General features: G+C 39.7%; 19 protein-coding genes. 3 read left to right on the top strand and 16 right to left on the bottom strand.

Annotation, left to right across the window (positions count from 1 at the left end; translation table 11 throughout):
• The first annotated feature begins 6 nt into the window (after positions 1–6).
• The 3 genes from trpS to JU57_RS07890 are packed head-to-tail and all read left to right on the top strand — an operon-like array spanning position 7 to position 4569.
• On the top strand, positions 7–972 hold the full coding sequence (gene trpS, locus JU57_RS07900) for a tryptophan--tRNA ligase (RefSeq protein WP_037959292.1): 966 nt from the start codon (positions 7–9) through the stop codon (positions 970–972).
• An 8-nt stretch (positions 973–980) separates the two neighbouring features.
• Positions 981–2225: a serine--tRNA ligase gene (serS, locus tag JU57_RS07895; protein WP_037959289.1), complete on the top strand. Its 1245-nt coding sequence runs from the start codon at positions 981–983 to the stop codon at positions 2223–2225.
• A 1-nt stretch (position 2226) separates the two neighbouring features.
• Complete coding sequence (locus JU57_RS07890) at positions 2227–4569, top strand: tetratricopeptide repeat protein (protein WP_037959286.1); 2343 nt, start codon at positions 2227–2229, stop codon at positions 4567–4569.
• A 48-nt stretch (positions 4570–4617) separates the two neighbouring features.
• Here JU57_RS07890 and JU57_RS07885 read toward each other — a convergent pair whose 3' ends face one another.
• The 16 genes from JU57_RS07885 to JU57_RS07810 form a co-directional block, all read right to left on the bottom strand.
• Positions 4618–6177, bottom strand: a complete 1560-nt coding sequence (locus JU57_RS07885; RefSeq protein ID WP_037959284.1) for a 2-isopropylmalate synthase — start codon at positions 6175–6177, stop codon at positions 4618–4620.
• A gap of 210 nt (positions 6178–6387) precedes the next feature.
• Positions 6388–7122, bottom strand: a complete 735-nt coding sequence (gene pssA / locus JU57_RS07880; RefSeq protein WP_037959281.1) for a CDP-diacylglycerol--serine O-phosphatidyltransferase — start codon at positions 7120–7122, stop codon at positions 6388–6390.
• A complete protein-coding gene (locus JU57_RS07875) occupies positions 7109–7771 on the bottom strand; it encodes a phosphatidylserine decarboxylase (protein WP_037959277.1) in 663 nt (220 codons plus the stop codon). The genes pssA and JU57_RS07875 overlap by 14 nt, the downstream gene beginning before the upstream one ends.
• Positions 7764–9731, bottom strand: a complete 1968-nt coding sequence (gene ftsH / locus JU57_RS07870; RefSeq protein WP_037959274.1) for an ATP-dependent zinc metalloprotease FtsH — start codon at positions 9729–9731, stop codon at positions 7764–7766. The genes JU57_RS07875 and ftsH overlap by 8 nt, the downstream gene beginning before the upstream one ends.
• Positions 9732–10559, bottom strand: a complete 828-nt coding sequence (locus JU57_RS07865; RefSeq protein ID WP_037959271.1) for a 50S ribosomal protein L11 methyltransferase — start codon at positions 10557–10559, stop codon at positions 9732–9734.
• A 5-nt stretch (positions 10560–10564) separates the two neighbouring features.
• A complete protein-coding gene (locus JU57_RS07860; RefSeq protein WP_025345547.1) occupies positions 10565–10930 on the bottom strand; it encodes a chemotaxis response regulator CheY in 366 nt (121 codons plus the stop codon).
• A gap of 69 nt (positions 10931–10999) precedes the next feature.
• Positions 11000–11722 carry a 1-(5-phosphoribosyl)-5-[(5-phosphoribosylamino)methylideneamino]imidazole-4-carboxamide isomerase gene (gene hisA, locus JU57_RS07855; RefSeq protein WP_037959269.1) on the bottom strand — a complete coding sequence of 241 codons (723 nt, stop codon included), beginning with the start codon at positions 11720–11722 and terminating at the stop codon, positions 11000–11002.
• Positions 11722–12333: an imidazole glycerol phosphate synthase subunit HisH gene (gene hisH, locus JU57_RS07850; protein ID WP_037959266.1), complete on the bottom strand. Its 612-nt coding sequence runs from the start codon at positions 12331–12333 to the stop codon at positions 11722–11724. Before hisH ends, hisA begins: the two co-directional genes overlap by 1 nt.
• Positions 12330–13235: a PDC sensor domain-containing protein gene (locus JU57_RS07845; protein WP_037959264.1), complete on the bottom strand. Its 906-nt coding sequence runs from the start codon at positions 13233–13235 to the stop codon at positions 12330–12332. Before JU57_RS07845 ends, hisH begins: the two co-directional genes overlap by 4 nt.
• Positions 13236–13267: 32 nt before the next feature.
• A complete protein-coding gene (locus JU57_RS07840) occupies positions 13268–15427 on the bottom strand; it encodes an STT3 domain-containing protein (RefSeq protein WP_037959261.1) in 2160 nt (719 codons plus the stop codon).
• A gap of 8 nt (positions 15428–15435) precedes the next feature.
• Complete coding sequence (pglF, locus tag JU57_RS07835; RefSeq protein ID WP_294876650.1) at positions 15436–17166, bottom strand: UDP-N-acetylglucosamine 4,6-dehydratase (configuration-retaining); 1731 nt, start codon at positions 17164–17166, stop codon at positions 15436–15438.
• A complete protein-coding gene (locus JU57_RS07830; protein WP_037959257.1) occupies positions 17166–18137 on the bottom strand; it encodes a glycosyltransferase family 4 protein in 972 nt (323 codons plus the stop codon). Before JU57_RS07830 ends, pglF begins: the two co-directional genes overlap by 1 nt.
• Entirely contained in the window at positions 18134–18991 is an 858-nt protein-coding gene (locus JU57_RS07825) for an NAD-dependent epimerase/dehydratase family protein (RefSeq protein WP_037959254.1), read from the bottom strand. Before JU57_RS07825 ends, JU57_RS07830 begins: the two co-directional genes overlap by 4 nt.
• Positions 18988–19818 (bottom strand): glycosyltransferase family 2 protein, encoded by an 831-nt coding sequence (locus JU57_RS07820; RefSeq protein ID WP_037959252.1) that lies wholly within the window; start codon positions 19816–19818, stop codon positions 18988–18990. The genes JU57_RS07825 and JU57_RS07820 overlap by 4 nt, the downstream gene beginning before the upstream one ends.
• Complete coding sequence (locus JU57_RS07815) at positions 19805–20803, bottom strand: acyltransferase (RefSeq protein ID WP_037959250.1); 999 nt, start codon at positions 20801–20803, stop codon at positions 19805–19807. Before JU57_RS07815 ends, JU57_RS07820 begins: the two co-directional genes overlap by 14 nt.
• Positions 20803–21558 (bottom strand): glycosyltransferase family 2 protein, encoded by a 756-nt coding sequence (locus JU57_RS07810; protein ID WP_294876642.1) that lies wholly within the window; start codon positions 21556–21558, stop codon positions 20803–20805. Before JU57_RS07810 ends, JU57_RS07815 begins: the two co-directional genes overlap by 1 nt.

Raw genomic sequence — 21558 nt, 5'->3', positions numbered from 1 at the left:
AGATTGATGAGAGTATTAACAGGCATTCAACCCTCTGGTGCACTTCACATAGGTAACTATTTTGGTGCGATCAAACAAATGGTCGATCTTCAAGAAAAGAGCGATCTGTTTATCTTCATCCCCAACTACCACGCCCTCACCTCGTTAAAAGATGGCGTGGCACTCAAAAATAACACCCTTGATGCGGCAATTAATTTTATGAGTCTGGGAATTGACCCGACCAAAGCGACCTTATGGGCACAGTCCGATGTCAAAGAGGTGTTAGAACTTTACTGGATTCTCTCAGGCTACACGCCGATGGGTCTGTTGGAGCGCGCACACGGCTACAAAGACAAAGTCGCTAAAGGCATCGCCGCCAATCACTCACTCTTTTCCTATCCTGTTTTGATGGCAGCGGATATTTTGCTTTACGATGCGGAAGTGATTCCTGTGGGTAAAGATCAGATTCAACACGTTGAAATTACGCGCGATATCGCGATTAAATTTAACAATGAGTTTGGAGACATCTTTAAAGTGCCTGACTTCAAAGTCGATGACACGGTCGCAACCGTCCCAGGTCTTGATGGCGCTAAAATGAGCAAAAGCTATGGCAACACGATCGACATCTTCTGCACCGAAAAAGAGCTCAAAAAAGCGACGTCACGCATTGTGACTGACTCAACACCAATGGAAGAGCCTAAAGATTATCTTACATGTAACGTGTTTGCGTTGGCTAAACTCTTTTTGGAAAAGGACGAAGTAGTTGCATTGCAGGCGCGCTACCAAAAAGGTGGCGAAGGGTATGGACACTTTAAAGCGTACCTCAGTGCACTCATTTGGGATTATTTTGCTGAAGCACGTGAAAAAAGAGCCTATTATGTCGCGCATAAAGAGGAAGTATTCGCTATCTTGGATGAGGGAGCCCGTAAAGCGCGCGCCATTGCCTCTGAGAAAATGCGTGTGGTTCGTGATCTTGTTGGAATTTATCGTTAAGGGAAAGCATGTTAGATATTAAACTCATACAAAATGATTTTGAAAGCGTTGCACAAAGCCTCAGAAAGAAAAAAGTGGACGAGAGCCTTTTAGAAGAGCTTCGCGCGATTTCGTTGGAACTTAAAAGTGCGCGTCTTGTTTTAGAGCCGCTTCAAGCAGAACAAAATTCTAAAAGTAAACTCTTTGGTGTGTACGCAAAAGAGGGAAAAGATGTGAGCTCTCTTAAAGCGGAACTCTCAGAAAATAAAGCAAAAATAGCCGATGCGACAGAGATCGTACGTGCATTAGAAGAGAAACTGGAAGCGTTAGCCACTATCATCCCCAATATGCCCTCCCCTTTGGTACCTGAGGGTGAAGATGAGAATGACAATGTGGAACTTAAGCGCGTCCTTGAGCCAAGAGTGTTTTCGTTTACACCCAAAGAGCATTGGGATATTGACAGTGCGCAAAACTGGATCGATTTTGAACGTGGCGTTAAACTGGCAAAGAGTCGTTTCAGTGTTTTGAAAAATGAAGCTGCACGACTTGAACGCGCTTTGATTAATTACATGCTTGATTTTAACCGAACACGAGGCTTCGTTGAAGTTGCTGTCCCCTACATTGTGAATCGTGAAACGCTTATGGGAACAGGACAACTGCCTAAATTTGAAGATGATCTCTTTAAAATCGATGGCGAAGAGCTCTTTTTGATTCCAACGGCGGAAGTGCCTGTGACCAATCTTTTTAGAGATGAGATTTTAACCAAAGAAGAGCTTCCTCTTAAAATGACTGCCTATTCTGCTTGTTTTAGAAAAGAGGCTGGCAGTGCGGGTAAAGACACGCGCGGTATGATTCGCCAACACCAATTTGATAAAGTAGAACTGGTCTGCATCACGACACCTGAACAGAGTGAAGCCGTTTTTGAAGAGATGCTCTCCTGCGCCTCAGACCTGCTTACTTCTCTGGGGCTTCCACACCGGCACTTGATGCTTTGCGGTGGCGATCTTGGCTTTAGTGCCGCCAAAACAGTAGATCTTGAGGTCTGGCTTCCAGGGCAAAACCGCTACCGTGAAATTAGCTCCGTCTCGAATACCTTTGATTTCCAAGCCAGACGGGCGAAAATCCGCTTTAAAGACGAGGGTAAAAACCGTTTAGTACACACCCTCAATGGCTCTTCTTTAGCAGTGGGTCGAACGTTGATTGCGATTATGGAAAACTACCAAATGGAAGATGGTACTGTCTCCATCCCAGACGTTTTGAAAAAGTACATGTAAGATGGCAGAAGAAGTCGTTATCCTCGAAGCGGATCCCTTAAGCACAAGCGAAGATGAGGGATTTGCGCCGATAACAGAGGAAGGTGCTGAAGAAACAGCTACCGCTTCTGTCATCCAAAATGAAGAGGATGAGCAAAAAAGAAAATCCAAGAAAAAATTGCTGATTTTACTTATTTTGGGATCGCTACTTCTTCTTGGAATCATCATTGCCATCGTGATCATCATCAACACTAAAAACAGAGCTGCCAATGCACCTGTAGCTATAGCGCAAGTGGTGGAAAAACCCGCGATTAAAGAACAATTTTCGCCCTCAAAATTGGAAGGCATGATCAAAAAAGCGCATCTTCTGTATGAGCAAGGCAATAAAGATGACGCTCTTAAAATCTATGAAAAAATTGCCACGTTCAATGAAGCCATCTCTTACTACAACATCGGTGTCGCAAAACTGAAAGAACAAAACTTTCCAGAAGCCCTAGAAGCGTTTAAAAAAGCGATTCAAAATAAAGAACACCGTACCATTAGCGCGATTAATGCTGCCGTATGTGCACTGGAGATGAAAGATAATACACTTTTTACCTATTACATCGATCTTGCATTTGCGTATCTTCCTGAGGAGAGTAACGCCCCACTCTACTCCTATTATGTAGGACTGGTGCATTACTATAAAGATTTTTACTATGAGGCACTGAGTGCTGTATCGCATCCAAGCAATGATTTTTACAAAGAAGATCAAGAGTACCTCTCTTCTAAAATATTAGCGTCGCTCAATTACAATGCGTATGCCCTCTCCACGCTTGAAAAGATCGAAAAAATGAGCGATTATTTTACCCTTGGTCTTTTACAAGCCAAACTAGGCGAGTTTTTAAAAGCGAAAACATCCTTGCTCAAAGCGCTGCAAAATGACCGCGAAAATCCCAAAATTAAAATGGCATTGGCGATGGTTGAAAATAAAATGGGCAACCTCGGCAATGTCGCTTCGCTGATGGGTGAAGTTTATAAAGTGCGTGATACAGATGCCAAACCCATCTATAAAATGCACGCTATTTTAAAACCGTCGCTCTTTGATGTGGACAAAGCGCAACTTGAGTTTGAAAAAGAGCTCTTTTTCAATGATGAAAATACCTATAGCCTTATTTTTTACTATGCTCCGTATAAAGTGTTTGATGCGAAGCAGACGATTGATTACATTCGTAAGGGCAGTATGAATATTTTTATTGATGAAATCGGACCCGCCCTCTCTTATCTTAAAGCGAGCTCTACGATCTCTAAAGTCAATATTGCGATCAGTAAAGGGATTAAAAAAGCACTCGATTTTCATGTCTACGAAGCCAATGATATTTTTGCAAAAATGGTGGAAGAGTATAAAAATCACTCCATTTTGCACTACAATTTAGCCCTTACCTACGCACAAATGGGCGATTATGCTGCAGCCTATAAAAACTTCTCTAAAAGTTACCATCTTGATAGCAACAACTACCTTGCCGGTGTTTTTGCTTTAATGAGTGGAAATTTAATCGGTAAGGACATCACCAAACTCTCGGAAGATGTCAAAGAGAGTATTAACAAAAATCAGACACTGGAAAAAGATAACCTGTACGCCTCACTCATTCACCTCACCGATGGCAACCACTTTTCCCTCACACGTTGGATTGAAAAAGAGAAAGAAGATAGTCCGCTGAGTCTTATGCTCAACATCATCGCCGCACAAAAACTCAATAATGAGCGCATCTACCGTTTAGGTACGCAAAAACTTCAAGCACTGCTTCCCAAAGATATTATTTCCAATATCATTGCGTTTAATGTGAAGCATCAAAAACAAGATATTAAAAATTATGCTAAAGCGATTCAAATGGAGTTTAATCGCCTTCCTTTGGACTATGATGCCTTCTATTTTGGTCCTAAAATTGTGAAAGAGCAGTACATCAAACTGCTTCAAATTGGAGGATTATTGCATCAAAAACGCGACAGTGTCAGGGTGAAAATGGAAGAAGAGCTTATCGATATTCCCTCCATCATGCAAACACTGGCGTACATGGAGATTTACACCAACAATTTTGAAGAGGCATTTGCCCTTTACAATAAACTCATTGATGATTATCATAAAAAAGACACCCATACGATTTTTCTAGCCTCGGTTGCAGCGATTGGTGCAGGGCACAGTGAAAATGCGATTGCGCTTTTGGAACTCTCAAAGCTCACCGATCCAAGCAATGTGGAGAGTAAATACGCCCTTGGATTGCTTTACCAAGAAGTAGGCAATTTTGAAGCCGCCAATGCGCAGTATAGAAGCATCGGAAACATTGGTTTTATCTCAGATTATTTTAGTTTTGCGATTCAACGATAAGCTTACATGTAAAGGAAAAAACCTTTACATGTAAAGATTTTTGAGAGGCTAAATACCCTCTTCTTGACTCATTTTAAGGGTTCGTAAGTTATCTCGCATCGAGATATAACTGTTGAGTGCGCCAATGTACGCTTTAGCGGTTGCTAGCATCGTATCGACACTTAAACCATGCCCCATAATCGCAGGTTTACTCTCATCAAACACAACCTTAACCAAAACTCTTGCCATCGCATCTTTGCCTTGTGAAACGGCGTCTACTTTATAATCTTTAAGCTCACCACTCACCCCACACACACGATCAATCACTTTAAAGATCGCGTCCATCGTGCCATTGCCAATCGCCGCGTCGGTGATCTCTTTGCCATCATGTAAAATAGTCACAGCCGCACTCGGAACACCTCCAGGTGCGCAATCAGAGAGTTGTAAGCGCACCAAGTCAAAGACCTGAGGAATTTTTGTGATCTCCTCCGCGACAAGTGCACGCAAGTCATCATCAAAAATCTCTTTTTTCTGATCGGCTAAGATTTTAAAACGCTCAAACGCCTCATTGATCTCTTCATCTTTCAGTTCATATCCAAGCGTACTTAGTTTATCTTTAAACGCATGACGCCCTGAGTGTTTGCCAAGAACGATTGAGTTTTTATCCAAACCAATGTCTTTGGCACTCATAATCTCATAGGTTTCAGTGTGTTTTAACACGCCATCTTGGTGAATGCCGCTCTCATGCGAGAAAGCATTTTTACCCACAATCGCCTTGTTCGGTTGAGGCTCAATACCCGTAATCGATGAAACGAGCTTACTCGTTGGGTAAATCTCTTTGATGTTAATGTTTGTCTCGTAGCCACTGAAATGATCTTTACGCGTACGAAGTGCCATCACGATCTCTTCTAACGCCGCATTTCCAGCACGCTCACCCAAGCCATTGATCGTACACTCCACCTGACGCGCACCATTTTCAATACACGCTAACGAATTTGCCACAGCAAGACCTAGGTCGTTATGATTGTGCACAGAGATAATGGCACGATCCCCTACAAACTCGCTCAACGATTTGATGATGGCTCCCATCTCTGTGGGTAAGCGGTATCCAACGGTATCAGGGATGTTCAGCGTTGTCGCACCTGCGTTGATGACGGCATCTAACACCTCTTTCATGAAGCTTACATCGCTGCGTCCTGCATCTTCACAGCTAAACTCGACGTCGTCACAAAATGTTCTGGCATACTGAACCGCTTCCACCGCTTTTTTGATCACTTGTTCGGGCGTCATTTTGAGTTTGTATTCCATATGAATCGAACTGGTTGCAATAAAAGTGTGAATGCGGTTCAGCTTCGCTTTGGTGACCGCCTCACCGGCTGCTTTAATGTCACGATCCAGTGCGCGAGCAAGTGAACAGATACGACTCTTGCTAACTGCCTCACTGATGCGTGCAATCGCATCAAAATCGCCAGGACTCGCCGCAGCAAATCCTGCTTCGATGACATCCACACCCAATTTTTGAAGTTGCAATGCAATCTGAATCTTCTCTTCGGTATTCATAGAAGCCCCAGGGCTCTGCTCACCATCACGTAAAGTGGTATCAAAAATGATAATTTTAGGGTTACTCATAGGTTATTCCTTAGTCTATTTGTTTGAAAAATTAGAAAAGTAAAAAAGGGATTAGAAGCAGAGGAGGTTTTGCAGGAGAGCGTTTTTAATCTCTATCTTGGGTAAAATTTTGATCGATTTCATAATGCCAACATCAACGCTGTTCATCGCCGCTCCTTCAAGTAAGATACGCGAGGTAAAGTAACTTTACCTCAAAGTACGCGTATTATACTAATTTTTATGAAATTTGGCAACGACGAAGTTATAAATACCACGAGTCAACCCATACGCTAAATAGGCAGTAATTAAGAACGTTCCGACCTCAATCGGATAGAGATAAAGCATTGAAAAAACAAGAATCAAGTAGACCAGAATTTTGATCAAATGCGCTTTGTGCATATCGATCTTTTTAAAACTTGGGTAGCGAATATTGCTCACCATGAGAAACGAGAGCACACCCAAACCAATGAGCATAATCCATTCGATGCCGTGCATAAAGGTATGTTCACGGTAGAGCAAAATCCACATGGAAACAACAACCGCCGCCGTAGGGATGGGAACGCCGATAAAAACAGAAGGCTCGGAGACACCAATCATAATGTTAAAACGAGCCAACCTAATCGCGCCAAACACGACATACATCGCGCACATCAAAGAACCCAGTTTCCCATACATATGCCCCACGCTGAAGTAAAACAGCATGGCTGGTGCTACGCCAAAAGCGACAATGTCCGCCAAAGAGTCAAACTCAGCGCCAAATTTACTCGTCGCATTGGTCATACGAGCAACTCTTCCATCCAGTCCATCAAAAATAAGAGAGAGCAAAATATAAACGGCGGCTTTTTCAAACTGTCCATTGGCGGAAGCAATAATACTAATCACCCCTAAAAAAGCGCTTGCTGCGGTAAAAAGATTGGGGAAAATATAGATCAGTTGGAGTTTATTGCCATTGCTATTGTCGATCATCGGTATCCTTGTACGCAAGATAGCCTAATACGCTTGACCCTGCTTTGACTTCATCACTTAATGAAACTTTAATGCGCGTATCAAGCGGAAGTAAAAGTGCCACCTCTCCATCGCGTAAAAAGCCCAATCGTTCACCCGCTTTAAAGGCGCCTATTTTGGAAAACAGTGTAATCTTTTGGCTCCACAAACCCGCACTTATCACCATTTTGATAGGAGCAAAAGCACTTTTACATGTAAGCCCTTTACGTTCAGCCATCGAGGCAAAAAGAGGCGATGTGGAGGGCATAAAGAGTCCAAAACGTTTTTTGACCTCTAAAATTTCCATGCCAAGCGGTGCGCGTAAAACACCCACATCCCAAAAGGATTTTCGAATGACAAGGCGCAATGCTTCACTGCCATCACTCAAACTTATTTTTGAAATGTCAGTGACCTTACCATCCAATGGCGCAATTAAACAGCGCACATCGTCTTCTTCAGCAATACGTTCAGGATTGCGGTAGCTATAAAGTGTTCCTGCAAAAATCAAAAAAAACACCCATGATAAAAACGAGAGTGCATAAAAAAGGAGGAAAACCATAAACGCTAAAACGACTTGGTTCCATCCCTCTTTCGCAATAATATGTGTTGAAGTAAACGACCCGTTACGCATCAGTCTTAGATTTTTCTTCAGAAATTTTTGACTCGTGCCTCACGAGGGGAGCTTTGAGCTTTGAAGGAATGTTAAATTCCACTTCAAATGCCTCAATGACTTCACGCAACTGAACGCCATCAATCGTCTCATACTCACTCAGTTTTGCCACAATGCGCTCAATACACTCACGATACTCTTCCAAACGCTCTTTCACAATCACGTAACGCGCTTGAAGCGTCTCTTTAATGTGTTCATCCAGTTTTTCAGCCATTTTGTCACTGTAATCTTTGGTTGTTCCACCATTTAAAAAGACATTACGTTGTTTTTCAAGGACCATCAGTCCTGCCACATCACTCATACCGTAAATGCTGACCATGGATTTGATAATATCCGTTGCTCGCTCTAAATCATTGCCAGCACCGGTTGAAATTTCACCCAAGAAAACCTCTTCCGCCGCACGACCACCCAAAAGGACATCAACTTCAGCAATGAGCTCATGTTTTTGCATTAAAAATTTATTCTCTTCAGGTGTGTTGAGGGTATAACCAAGGGCTGCAAGTCCTCTTGGAATGATCGAAACCTTCGAAACTCGCTTTGCGCCCTTGGTCGTCTCAGCAATCAAAGCATGACCACTTTCATGGTACGCTACAATGCGCTTCTCTTCAGGATTGATACGGCGACTCTTTTTCTCTAAACCAGCGATGGCTCTCTCAACCGCTTCAACAAGATCGATCTGCTCAACATACTCTTTTTTCTTACGACCACCCAACAAGGCAGCCTCATTAATGATATTGGCTAAATCTGCTCCTGCAAGACCTGCGGTTAAACGCGCGATCTCTTCAAGGTTAATATTTTTATCCAATTTAATATCTGCACTGTGCACTTTTAAAATATCACGTCTTCCTTGGAAGTCAGGTTTGTCTACCAAAACTTGTCGATCAAAGCGACCTGGTCTTAGAAGTGCTGCATCTAACACTTCAGGGCGATTGGTTGCGGCAAGGACAATAACCGGTGATTTATCGGAGCTAAAACCATCCATCTCAGCGAGCAGTTGATTGAGGGTTTGTTCTCTCTCATCATTCCCACCCATCATACCGTTCGCGGCTCTACTTTTACCAATCGCATCAATCTCATCGATAAAGACAATCGCAGGCGCCTCTTTTTTAGCATTTTCAAAAAGATCCCTTACACGACTTGCACCCACACCCACAAACATCTCGATAAAGCTTGAACCTGAAACAGAGAAGAAAGGCACACTTGCCTCTCCTGCCACCGCTTTGGCAAGCAGGGTTTTACCCGTACCTGGAGGGCCTACTAACAGGACACCTTTAGGAATTTTTGCACCCAAACTCATGTAGCGATCCGGAAACTTAAGGAAATCAACAATCTCTTTGACCTCCTCTTTTGCCTCTTCCACACCGGCAACATCTTCAAATTTCACTTTTGGTTTTTCAGAGTTGACAAGCTTTTTACTGCTTCCCATACCGAGAATTCCGCCACCCATATTTTTTTGCATTTTGTTTGCCAAGAACATCCAAATACCAAAAAAGACAAAGACAGGCAAAACCCATGAAAAGAGAATTTCCGTGAGAATGTTCGATTCATTATAGCCGCCATAGCCCACTTTTTTCTCATCCATTAATGGAATAAGGGTGCTATCTTCGCCTACTTTTTTCACGACATACACTGTTTTTTGTGCACCTTCAGGCGAAAAGGCTTTGATCGTGGTTTGACCAATGGCAACATAACTGATTTGATTATTGCGAATCAGCTCTTTGAGCTCATAATAACTAATGTTTTTAGTCGCGCTGTTTTGACCACTAAACGTAGCACCCACAGCAGGGTCAGAAACCGTCGTAAAATTTTTAAATAAAACGACGATGACAATCGCAAAAATTGCGAACATTAAAAGCGGATTTTGATTAAAAAAGTTATTTTTCTTTTCGTTCTTGTTATCGTTTTGATTATTTTGACTCATCTAATTCCTTTGTAGCACGAGTGTAAACCACTCCTCTTTTTGATACTTTTCAACCAATTTCATCGAAGAAAACCTATGTTCTACTTTATCGACGTATTTATCTAAAATGCCAGAGAGGATCAATAATCCACCCTCTTTGACTGCTCTTTGCAAGTCACTGGCTAACATAATAAGTACATCTGCAATAATATTGGCAACAACAATGTCATACTCTTTGTCGCGTTTTTGAACCGAACCGGTCCAAATGCGATGAAAACTTTCGTGATTGAGCTTAAAATTTTCCGTTGCGCTATCGGTCGCTTGCTCATCCGTATCGCACAGATCCACAATGGCACCGCATTTGCGTGCCGCAATACTTAAAATACCACTACCACATCCCACATCTAAAAGTTCATTGCCTTCTTTGACATAGTTTTGCAATAACAGTAAACAACCATACGTTGTTTCATGGTGTCCTGAACCAAATGCAAGCGCAGGATCAATAATAATATTTTTCTTGTCCGCAATGCCCTCCACCCAGCTTGGATGAATGTAAAAATCGTTTACATGTAAAGGTTGTACCGAGTTTCGGTACTGCGCTATCCAATCTTCATTCTCTTTTACCAAAAGATGCGTATCAAGTGTGATCTCTTTGCCTAATGCTTCGGATAGCTCTTTGGAAAACGTCTCTACGCCAAAAAGAAGCATCGCTACGTCTTCCTCACTGCGTACGATAATCGTACCATTGGCTTCTTCAATAGCCTCATCGCTGAGGCTTAGAATAAAATCAAGAAAAAGTGAGTATTCACTGCTAGGGGTGATTTGAAGTTCGTTATAGGTTTTTTCCATTCAAATTAACCTAAAACATCCTCAAGTTTTTCTTTAAGAACTTGTGGGGTAAAAGGCTTAACGATATAGTTGTTGACTCCCGCTTTCAGCGCTGTAATCACTTCTGCCTTACCACCTTCGGTTGTGACCATGATGATTGGCATACCTTCATATTTTTTTTCAGCTCTAACTTTACGAACCAAATCTAACCCATTCATCTCAGGCATGTTCCAATCAGTAATCAGCACATTAATATCAGGAGTTCGTTCCATGATCTGCCAAGCTTCTACACCATGTTCTGCTTCTAAAACGTCATCAAATCCTAATCGTTGTAAGGTGTTCTTAATAATACGGCGCATTGTCGAGCTATCATCTACTACAAGCAGCTTCAATGTCACTCCTTTTATCGTTTAAGTTATTGCTATGGTTTAAATTCTAACCAAGTTTAGTTTGAACTTAGTTTAAAGTGATTCTTTAGCGGTATACGCAAAAGCTTCACGCAAATCTAAGCTCCCCTCATAAAATGCTTTTCCTACGATGACACCAGCAACCTTTTGGCTCTGTTTCAACGCTATAATATCGTCCAAATTCTTTAATCCTCCACTCGCAATCGTGGCAATACCTGAAGCTTCTGCAATTGAAAGTGTAAACTCAAGATTGACGCCACTAAGCATTCCATCACGTCCTACATCGGTACAGATAATAGCTTCCACGCCAACATCTGCAAATGCACGTGCCAGATCCGTCGCTTTCATCGTGGATTTTTCAGCCCAACCTTCTACCGCGACATACCCATCAATGGCATCAATTCCAACCACTACACGGTATTTTTGCGCCATCTCTTTGACAAAAGCGGGTTTTTTCAAGGCGATGGAACCTAAAATAACACGGTCAATCCCTAAATCTACATAACGACGAATCGTCTCCTCATCGCGGATTCCACCACCCAGTTCCAGTTTTAAATGGCAATTTTGACGGATTTTTTCGATCTGTTCAAGGTTTTGAGGCTCGCCAGCAAAAGCTCCGTTTAAATCGACCAGATGCACCCATTGTGAGCCCATCTCTTCAAACACTTTTGCCACTTCCCAAGGCTCATTTGAGTAAATTTTAGCACTCTCCATCAGCCCTTTGGTCAGGCGTACGGCTTTGCCATCTTTAAGATCAATCGCTGGTAAAATATCCATCATAACTCCACAAAATTCTTTAAAATTGCTAACCCATTGGCATGGGATTTCTCAGGGTGAGGCTGAAAGCCAAAAACGTTCTCTTTTTGGACGGCACTGGGAAATTCATAGCCATACATGGTCTTTCCAATCGTGTACTGATCATCACAGCGCGCATGAAAACTGTGCACAAAATAGAGGTAAAACGACTCAGGCATTCCTTTAAACAAAGGAGTCTCTTTCTTTACATGTAATTGGTTCCAACCCATATGAGGTACTTTAAGGCGCTGATCAAACCGTGACGTATCAAATTTCACGATCTCGCCTTCGATCAAACCAAGCCCTGCACAATCGCCAAACTCAACGCTGCTTTCAAACAGCAGTTGCATCCCAAGGCAAATGCCTAATAGGGGTTTACCCGAAGCGGCAAATGCTTTTACTGCCTCGTCAAGATTTCGCTCTTTGAGACAGTCCATCGCATCTTTAAAGGCACCGACTCCTGGTAAAATGATCTTATCGAACTTCGACACAGCATCGACATCTTTGACAATTTCAACCGCGACACCAAGCTTTTCAAACGCATTGGTCACACTTCTGAGATTGCCCATATGGTAATCAATCAAACCTATCATGAATCTCTCTTTTGCGGAATGGATTTAAGGTAAAATGCAAGTCCAAAGAGGAGAAATGTCACGCCTCCAAGCAGGTAAACCGCGTACAAAATATGCGCCGCGTCAATAATCGCAAATTTAAAGACGAGCATCAAAGCTTCAATCGCAAGAGCAATGATAATAGAGCCTAAAAAACGCACCATCGTTTTGTGCATGCCTCCACTCTCATCTTTTTCATTGCGACCTAAAACTTCCTCTTCAAAGATCGTTTTCACGAGATCAAAAATGGCTAAAGAGAGTGTCACTAAAATGGTGGATTCAAACATCGCTTTAATATCAAGAAGATCAAATTGAAATCCGTGCATAAACAGACTGCGCATTCCATTGAAAAGCAATAGAAGCGCGATTGCAAGCAAAGAGAGGGAAAAAATAGTGTAGATCACTTGGGAGCTTTTTCCAAAAACAGACTGCAATGATGAAGGGTGGGCAATTTTTAAGATATGCTCCAACGAGACATCGATACAGGCAATAAATTTTAAAATTCCTTGTTCATCATAAATAGGATACGACGCTGTCACCGTTAAATCATTGGTCAATATGGAAGGATAGGGATCGCTTAAGACACAGCGTTTTTCGCGCACAGCTCGGTAATAATAGGACTTTCCACTACGATTTTGACCGAGTCCTCCTTTGCGGTGCGGATCATCGGTGATGTTATTGATGACCTGATCGCCTTTGTTATCCAGCAAATAAAGGGCTTCAAACTCTTCGACTTCATGGACGATTTTATCTAAACTTGCACTGATGACTTCCAAATTGGGTTCAGGCATACGGTTAGGGATATTGCGCGTAAAAAGATAGCACAAATACGCTCTTGCTCTGGTTCTCACTTCAGAAAATTGCTGAATCTCACGAATAACCATCTCGCTTACCTTTTATTTTTTTCGTATTGTAACTAAATTTTGAGCCGATACACTTTAGCGTATGCCTCTAAACTCATCGGTTCAAAAAATCGTTCGTCATAATTTTCCAAAACAAAGAGTTGAATGTAGGTCGAATGAAACATCGCTTCATCAAGAATCAAAAACGTATTGTACGCTTGCATGTAAATAATCGAAAAAAGCCCATCGGGATGGATCATATTTTGCTCTTTAATGAGTTTAAACTCAGGTGTATACGCTGTTTGGATGAAGTTTTTAACAGGCACTTCTTGGTTGCCAATTTTAAGCATTCCTTTGGCTTTATCTAAGACAACACCGCCGCTGAAATTGAGCAGAGAACCTGTGTCTTTAAACTGTGAGGTTTGAAAGAAGAAAGGCTGGCGCGTCATCTTTCCGCTCATTAGATCCATACTACTAAATTGCGCGACCGTTGGGAAAATACTCATCATACGGTATGGCAAATAAAAATAGACTTCACGTGTTTTAGTGGGTAATGCAAGCGGCGTTTGAAGCGCGTCAAGGAAATCATTGGCATCACGAAAACCATAATCTAAGGTCATTTGAGCCGTGTTATTGATAATCTTAGAGTGTTGCTCTTTAGGTTTGGTCTCATTCTCTTCGGCTGTGATAAATGCTTTTTCGGTGTATTCTACTTCCAAACGCGCCAGTCTTGCCGCACTCTCTTGATCATGGGTCAACATAAAACTCACAGGGAAATTGACATCACCACTATGCTTACCCCCATCAATCAATGTTTTAGTATCCGTGTAGTAACGCAAGGGATAACCATAATCCCACCATGCAACGATATAATCTTCTCTGCTCGCAACTTTGCGAAGCGAATCAAGCTGTTTTACTTCGGTTTTATTCATCACCGTTGGCACACGATAATCGATGACATGTAAAAGATTTGGGTATAAAACACCAAGACTGGTGAGAATTACAAAGCTCGATTTAACAAGCCCTCCAAGCCTTTCATTGCTAAATACTCTTGTGATATAAGCGCTACATGTAAACAGCAAATATGCCATACCCAAGGCACACACTGGCACAGCATAAATCGTAAAACGCAGACCTCCCCAAAGGGCTAAAAAGCCAAGTCCTAACAGTGGCAAGCCTAAAAGCATCGCAGGGTATTTTTTCACCATCAAAACGTACCCAACAAGAGAGAGGATAAACGTGATGGTATGTCCACTAATACGCTCTGCAAAGGTCACAAAGTCAATTTGCCCCGCTTCGCGTACAGTTTGCATGACGGAGAAAAAGTGCAGTGGTAGCACATCGGTATTCAGCTCAATTGCATCTTTAAAGATATAGCCTTTGAGCTGACCCCAAATCGGTGCAAATCCTCCTGTTAGAAAAAAGAGTCCTATCGCTAATGCTAGAAAATACCCACTATATTTATCCCAATGCTTCTTTTTAAAACTCACATAAACGCCCATAACGATCACGAATCGTACTAAACTTGGTAATCCCATCATCGCAAAAAGCATCATCGTTAAGAGTTTAACATTAAAAAGATTCTTGCGATCAAAAATCAACGCATACGCTAAAATCAAGCCAAAATAAGAAAATTCCAACGAGTAGCTTTGAGGATACCACCAACGATAAGCAATAATTTCTAAGGCTGTGATTAAAAGGTATTTTTCTTCTTGCGTCCGCAAGGCTAAAATCAGTGACCACAACAGAAATGTAGGGAAAACAATATTGAGCATATCGGTATCGTAATAGCCGATCATCGTTCGGTTGTAATAACTCACCGCGATCGACGCAAGAAGCGCTGCTAAAAACCCCATCTCGATCATTTTGAAATGGTAAGCAATGAGAATGATAGGAATCACGATGAAAGAACCTAGTACTGCAGGCATATAAAAGATGATCGTTTCCAATGAAAAAGGCAGTATCTTTGCGGCAAGATAGGTAAGCCAAGGCGTTGCATCTGAAATAGGGGAGAGATCATGCTTTGTAAAAATGCCACTCAAAAGATCTCTTGCCCCCTCCGCCCAAAAATAGCCATCGTTCGTATTAATCATAAACTGCCCAGCAAATTTAAAACTTTCATAGTCGCTAAATTGATAGACCCAAATCAAACGCACACAAAAACTAAAGGCAAAAGCCAATATAATGAGACTTATGATGATGTAGACGTCTTTTTTATTACTTAAATAGTTCATACCGATCCCTAATGTGCATTATGGTTAAACTCAGGAACAATCTCTTTGAGTTTGGCTATTTTATCGTTACATGTAAAGAGTTCTTCTATATCAATACAGAGTTTTTCAATCGCATACGGTGTTTTGTTTGTGACCATAATCGACTCATACGCTGTCTTTTTATCACTCTCATGGATGAGCAATTCTTCGTAAAGTTTTTCGCCAGGACGAAGCCCTGTAAATTCAATTAAAATTTCTTTTTTACCTGAGAGGTCAATCATTTTTTGTGCCAAATCTGCAATTTTAACCGGCTCTCCCATATCCAAGATAAAAAGCTCTCCGTTCTCGCCGATAGCCCCTGTTTGAAGTACCAATTCACACGCTTCGGGAATGAGCATAAAATAACGCGTAATTTCAGGATGCGTCACCGTAATGGGACCGCCTTTTTCGATTTGCGCTTTAAATTTGGGTATAACTGAACCGCTACTGCCAAGGACATTGCCAAAGCGAACCGCGACGATATGTGTCTCTTTGGCATCCACATTTTGAGCGTACAGTTCACAAATACGTTTGGTCGTTCCCATAACGTTCGTTGGTCGTACCGCTTTATCGGTAGAGATTAAAATAAATTTTTGAACCTCATGCTTGATCGAAAGATCAATACAAATTTTGGTTCCTAAGACATTGTTTAAAATGCCCTCTTCCACATTGGATTCTACCAAAGGAACATGTTTATAGGCTGCAGCATGCACAACGATGTCTGGCTTATGTGTTTCAAAAGTTTTGTCCATCAAAGTTTCATTTAAAACACTTTGCATCACCGGTATAAGTTTATTACTTTTAAGCTCTTCTAGGAGTTGATACAAGTTAAATTCACTATGGTCGATTAAGATGAGTTTTTTGGCATTATACTTGAGACATTGACGCACAATCTCACTTCCTATACTCCCACCAGCCCCTGTTATCAAAATAGTTTTACCATGAATAAACTCTGAAATTTTAACCTTGTCAAGATCTTTTGGATGTCTTGCTAAAAGGTCTTCAACGGTCATCTCTTTGAGTTGATTGGATAAAAAAGTATCGGAGAGGATGGTATCTAAAGATGGTAAAATCTTTATTTCGTGAAAGTATGGCTTGCATTCATCGTAAATGGCATTGATGATTTTAGGACTCGCTGATGGAATAGCAATCAAGAGAAGGTCATATTTGTTTTCACCCAACTTTTCTTTTAGCTCTTGTTGTGAGATAATCTTTACACTATCGATACTACGTTTTTGCAACCGCTTGTCGTCATCGATAAAATAGCGTATTTGGTATGAACTATTGCGGTACTCTTCTTCCAGTTTTAGGCCAGACTTTCCTGCACCGTAGATGATGAGTGATTTGTCTTTTTCAACCCGACTGCGGTTAATCAAAAAGTAGTAGGCATACATAACAAACGTAATGGAGAAAAGATAAAAGAAAAGCTCTGAAAGCATCAGTGCTATGCGAACATGTGTATAAAAAAGCGGTGCATAGACACAAAAAGCAGCGATATAGACCAAACTTTTGAGTAAAAAAGTTTTTTGCGTCACTTTAGACCAAGAGAGCGAATAATCTTTAAAAAGAAAGATGGAAGCTAAAATGCGCACAAAGACAACCCCACCGATGACTTCAAATTGCACGTCATTGTGAAAAATCCAATACGTCCAAATAAACGTGATGCACGTTAGGACAATGATGACTAAAATATTTAAAATACGTTTATCAGCAGCAAACATTATGCAAATTTCTTTCGTTTATCGACCATTTTCATAGCACCGTAAAGTATTAAAAATGCGACCATAAAATACCCCATCGTGTTACTCGGTTGAATGGATGCACTATACCCTAAAATCAATAAAACAAGATTGATGCTCAGTGCAAAATAAACAACGCTATCATGCCCTAAACCACTTTGCACCAGACGCTGATAGGCATGTTTGCGGTGTGCTTGGCTTAGCCTCTCACCGTTTTTATACCTTCGGTAAAGCGTAAGTGTGGCATCAAACCAAAAAAGACCAAATAAAATCAGCCAAATAAAAATAGAAACACCCTTGTTTTGATAATACAAAGCAAAAATTGCTATCGTATATCCTAAAAGCGTACTCCCTACATCTCCCATAAAAATCTTTGCTTTATGCCAATTCCACACTAAAAATCCAGCAACAGAAGCTACTAAAACTAAAAAATGGTCTCCTCCAAACAAAAGCCAACCTGCGGTACCTAAAAAAATAGCTTCACTTCCGGCATAGCCATCAATTCCATCTAAAAAATTGTAAAGATTGATACACCACATAATGCCTAAAAAGGCAAAAGTATTGGTGAAAAACTGATTTTCAAGTATAAAAATCCCACTATCGATTTGAGAGAGTCCCCCAAGCATGTACAATCCAAAAAGCGCAACACTAGCTTGCACAAAGAGTCTAACTTTGGGAGAAAGCTCATAAATATCATCTAAAAAACTCACCACACAAAGCGCACTTCCTGCCATGAGCGCATAAAAAAGCGATGCTTCTATTTTGTTACATGTAAAAAGATACATTAGCCCAAGGAACCAACTGATCGCAATCGCTATTCCTCCCCCGTGTGGTGTAGGGCTAGAGTGTGAACTACGCTCATTTGGAATTACCAACAGTGATTTTTTTAATGCTATGATACGAACAAGATAGGTCAAAGCAAGCGACATTAAAAAAAGTATTCCATAAATCACTGTTTTTCTCCATGCACCATAAAACCTATTCCTTCTTCTACAGTATAAGGATTTTCAAATGAGAGAAGGCGTTTCGTTTCTTGGTTATCCACTTCAAGGCTTTCAAATAGTCTCTTGTAAAATGAAGGTTTTAGCCATTTTAAGAGCTCAGGGAAAAAAGGGAGTGTAACCAGCCAACAGCTTCTTTTTTTAACTTTTGCAATCGCTTCTATGAGCTGCGTTGTCGAGAGTGCTTTGTCATCACTTGCCAGAAAAACACCACGTTGTCTTTTTTGGATGATACACTCTAGTAATGCGCAAAGATTGCCAACATAGGTTAAACTTCGTCTATTGTTAATGCCTCCAAAAGGCAATAATGGAACCTTGTCCACCAAACCCATCAGGTTTTTTAAATTGGCCTTCACACCATAACCATAAACAATAGGTGTTCGTACAATCGAAATTCTGAAATTATCATCTTCTAATTTTTGAAGCTCTTTTTCTGCTTTTAGTTTACTTTTCCCGTATTCATCTTGTGGTTTACATGTAACGTTTTCGGTGTACACCTCATCACTCTCTTCTCCATACACTTTCACCGTACTCATGAAGACAAACTGTCTCACACCAAACTCTTTTGCTTTCTTTGCTAACTTAAGTGTATTAGAAACATTGACTCTTTCATATTCATCCGCACTTGCCCCATCCATCTGATGCACTAATGCAGAAAGATGTAAAACGACTTCTATCTCCTTTATATGTAATGACTCAAAGTCGTCTTTCAAAAAAGAAAATTTAAGGATATCATATGTGCTACTATAGTTATTGAAAAAATAGCTACCGACAAAACCATTTGCACCAGTTAAAAGCAGTCTCATTTTTTATAATACCCTAAGACTTTTAAAGTTTTTTCATTCATTATTTCCCTCTCTTTATCAATAGCCCAACCATATTTTTTAAAATAAATAAATACTGATTTAATAAAAATCCATAAAAGTTTTTTACTTTTATGTGCACCTCGTTGGTATTCATGGGTAATAGTCACTTTTGGATAATAGATGGTTTTCGAGAGTCGAGCAATTCTTCTTGTGAGATCCGCATCTTCAAGATACATAAAAAAATCATCATCAAACAAACAGTTTTGCTTTAAAATGTCGGTTCGAAAAAACATAAAGCAGCCTGATAAAAAAGGTATTTCCGCAATTTCTTCATAATTGAAAAACTCAAGCTCATAGCGATAATTTATCTTTTGTATGACAGATTTCAAAGGTATAAATCTTCTTGCAAAAAGGTCAAGTGGAGTGGGTAAAAGTTTGCAAAGTTTTTGTAGTTCACCGTTTGGATATACCACTTTTGGCATTACATGTCCCACCTCTTTATTTTCTTGCATATATTCATAAAGTCCTTCTAATACACCCTTTTGGAAATAAATATCTGGATTTAATACGATATGATAGCTAACACAATCTTTGATAGATTGTTGCATTGCAATGTTATGCCCAGCACCATAACCAACGTTGGCATTATTAAATATATATTCTATACGTTCATCTATATTTTTCAGCTCTTTTAAGTTATCGTCTGAAGAGTTATCTATCAAATAAAGTTTTACATGTAAACTCGTATTTAAAAAACTTTCTATAGCCTTCAAGAGCTGAATTTTATCATTATGATAAAGAACTATTGAGGCATTAATTTGGACCATGGGAATTTCTTTGAATAATATTTTTTCCAATTTGAATAAATCTTTTTTCTATATATTTTTCTGAAATATATGATAAAAATAGCACCAAGCCAAATAATGTCATAAAAGAAAATAGTGGGTTGCCTGAATTAATTTTAAAATATAAAAATATTTGTATCACAGGAAAATGTAAAATGTAAAAACTATATGAAAAATCAACATGTATTTCAAAAGTTTTAAGAAAAAAAGCAAGCAATACCACTAGACACCCTAAAAATATTGGATAAAATAAGTAATGAAAATATGAATTTTCTCCAAATAAAACTATTAATATGAAACTTGTTCCTGAATAAATAAAAATATTTTTGCGATTAATCGTATCAAAAAAAATATATAATAGAATTCCTGTTATAAAAAGACGAAGTTGCGCTGGAAATTGGACCAAAAGTTTCACATTACCAAAATAATCAACAACCAACAGATACATAACTGACAATAGGTATAAAAAAATCAAAAAATATGTACCAAATTTTTTATAAAGTACAAAAATCATCGGAACTAACGAATAAAAGATAACTTCGTTTTTCACTGTCCATAAACTGCCATTAATTGCATCTACTTGCAAATGGCTTAGCATATCACCGACCGAAGGATTCAAAAAATTTAAAAATAGAATATTTGAGAAAAAATACTTTGCTATTTGCACAACATTATTGTCGGCAAAAAACAAAAAAAATAGAGCCTGAGAAAAAATTAAAATAGCATACAATGGGAAAAGTCTAAAAAAACGTTTTATGAAAAAGTGTTTTTTATTTTGGTCGACATCAAAGCTCCAAAAAATCAAAAATCCGCTCACTATAAAAAACATATCTACAGCATACCCGCTTAAATGAAAAATGATTAAACTAAATGATTGAGCTGTTAGGATATTCCAATGAGCAAAAAAAACCAAAATTGCCAAAATCAATCTTATTAAATCAAAATTATTTTCTCTGCTAATTTGCATTAAAAACCACCTTTGATAATATTCCTAAGATGTTTTGCCAAAGAAAATAAAAAAAGTAAAGGCAATATTGAAAATAAATATTTTTTATATTTTGAAGCTTTAAAATACATTCTAAGCTCACCTTTTCTCATAGCCCATCTATTGGAGCTCAATCCTCCATCTGAGAGAGGTTTTCTCCCTAGCTTAACTAAAGGCAAATCAAGCAAACCTACTTGATTTATAAATGAGATTCTTAGCCACAATTCATGGTCTTCTGCATATTTCATCGTTTCATCAAACAATTGCATCGCTTCTCTTTTAACAATGATACTAGGGGTAACTGCGAAGTTTTTAAGCAGTAAATTGAGCGAAGATATTTTTTCAATAGTTTCACCATAATATCTTCTACCAAAATTGTCCGATAAACTATACGTATGTCCAAGAACACCTATAGGCTGAGTCTCAAACACCTTTAGGCATAGCTCTAACTTTTCTGGATGCCAAACATCATCCGCATCCAAAAAGGCTATATATTCACCTTTGGAGTTTTTTATTCCTTTATTGCGAGCAGCCGATGGACCAGTGTTTTCTTGATATAAATACTGATAAGACTGCTTCTGCCCTTCAAAAAACTCTTCTACAACACTACGTGTTTGATCGACACTTCCATCATCAATGATAATAATTTCATAATGCTGATATGTTTGGTTGATTACTGATTCTAAAGTTCTTAAAATTGTAAATTCGGAATTATAACAGGGAATTATTATAGACAC

The sequence above is a fragment of the Sulfurospirillum sp. SCADC genome (genome assembly GCF_000743525.1).
In the GTDB taxonomy this organism is placed as follows: domain Bacteria; phylum Campylobacterota; class Campylobacteria; order Campylobacterales; family Sulfurospirillaceae; genus Sulfurospirillum.
Note: the sequence above shows the minus strand (reverse complement) of the source record. Positions and strands in the feature narration are given on the sequence as shown.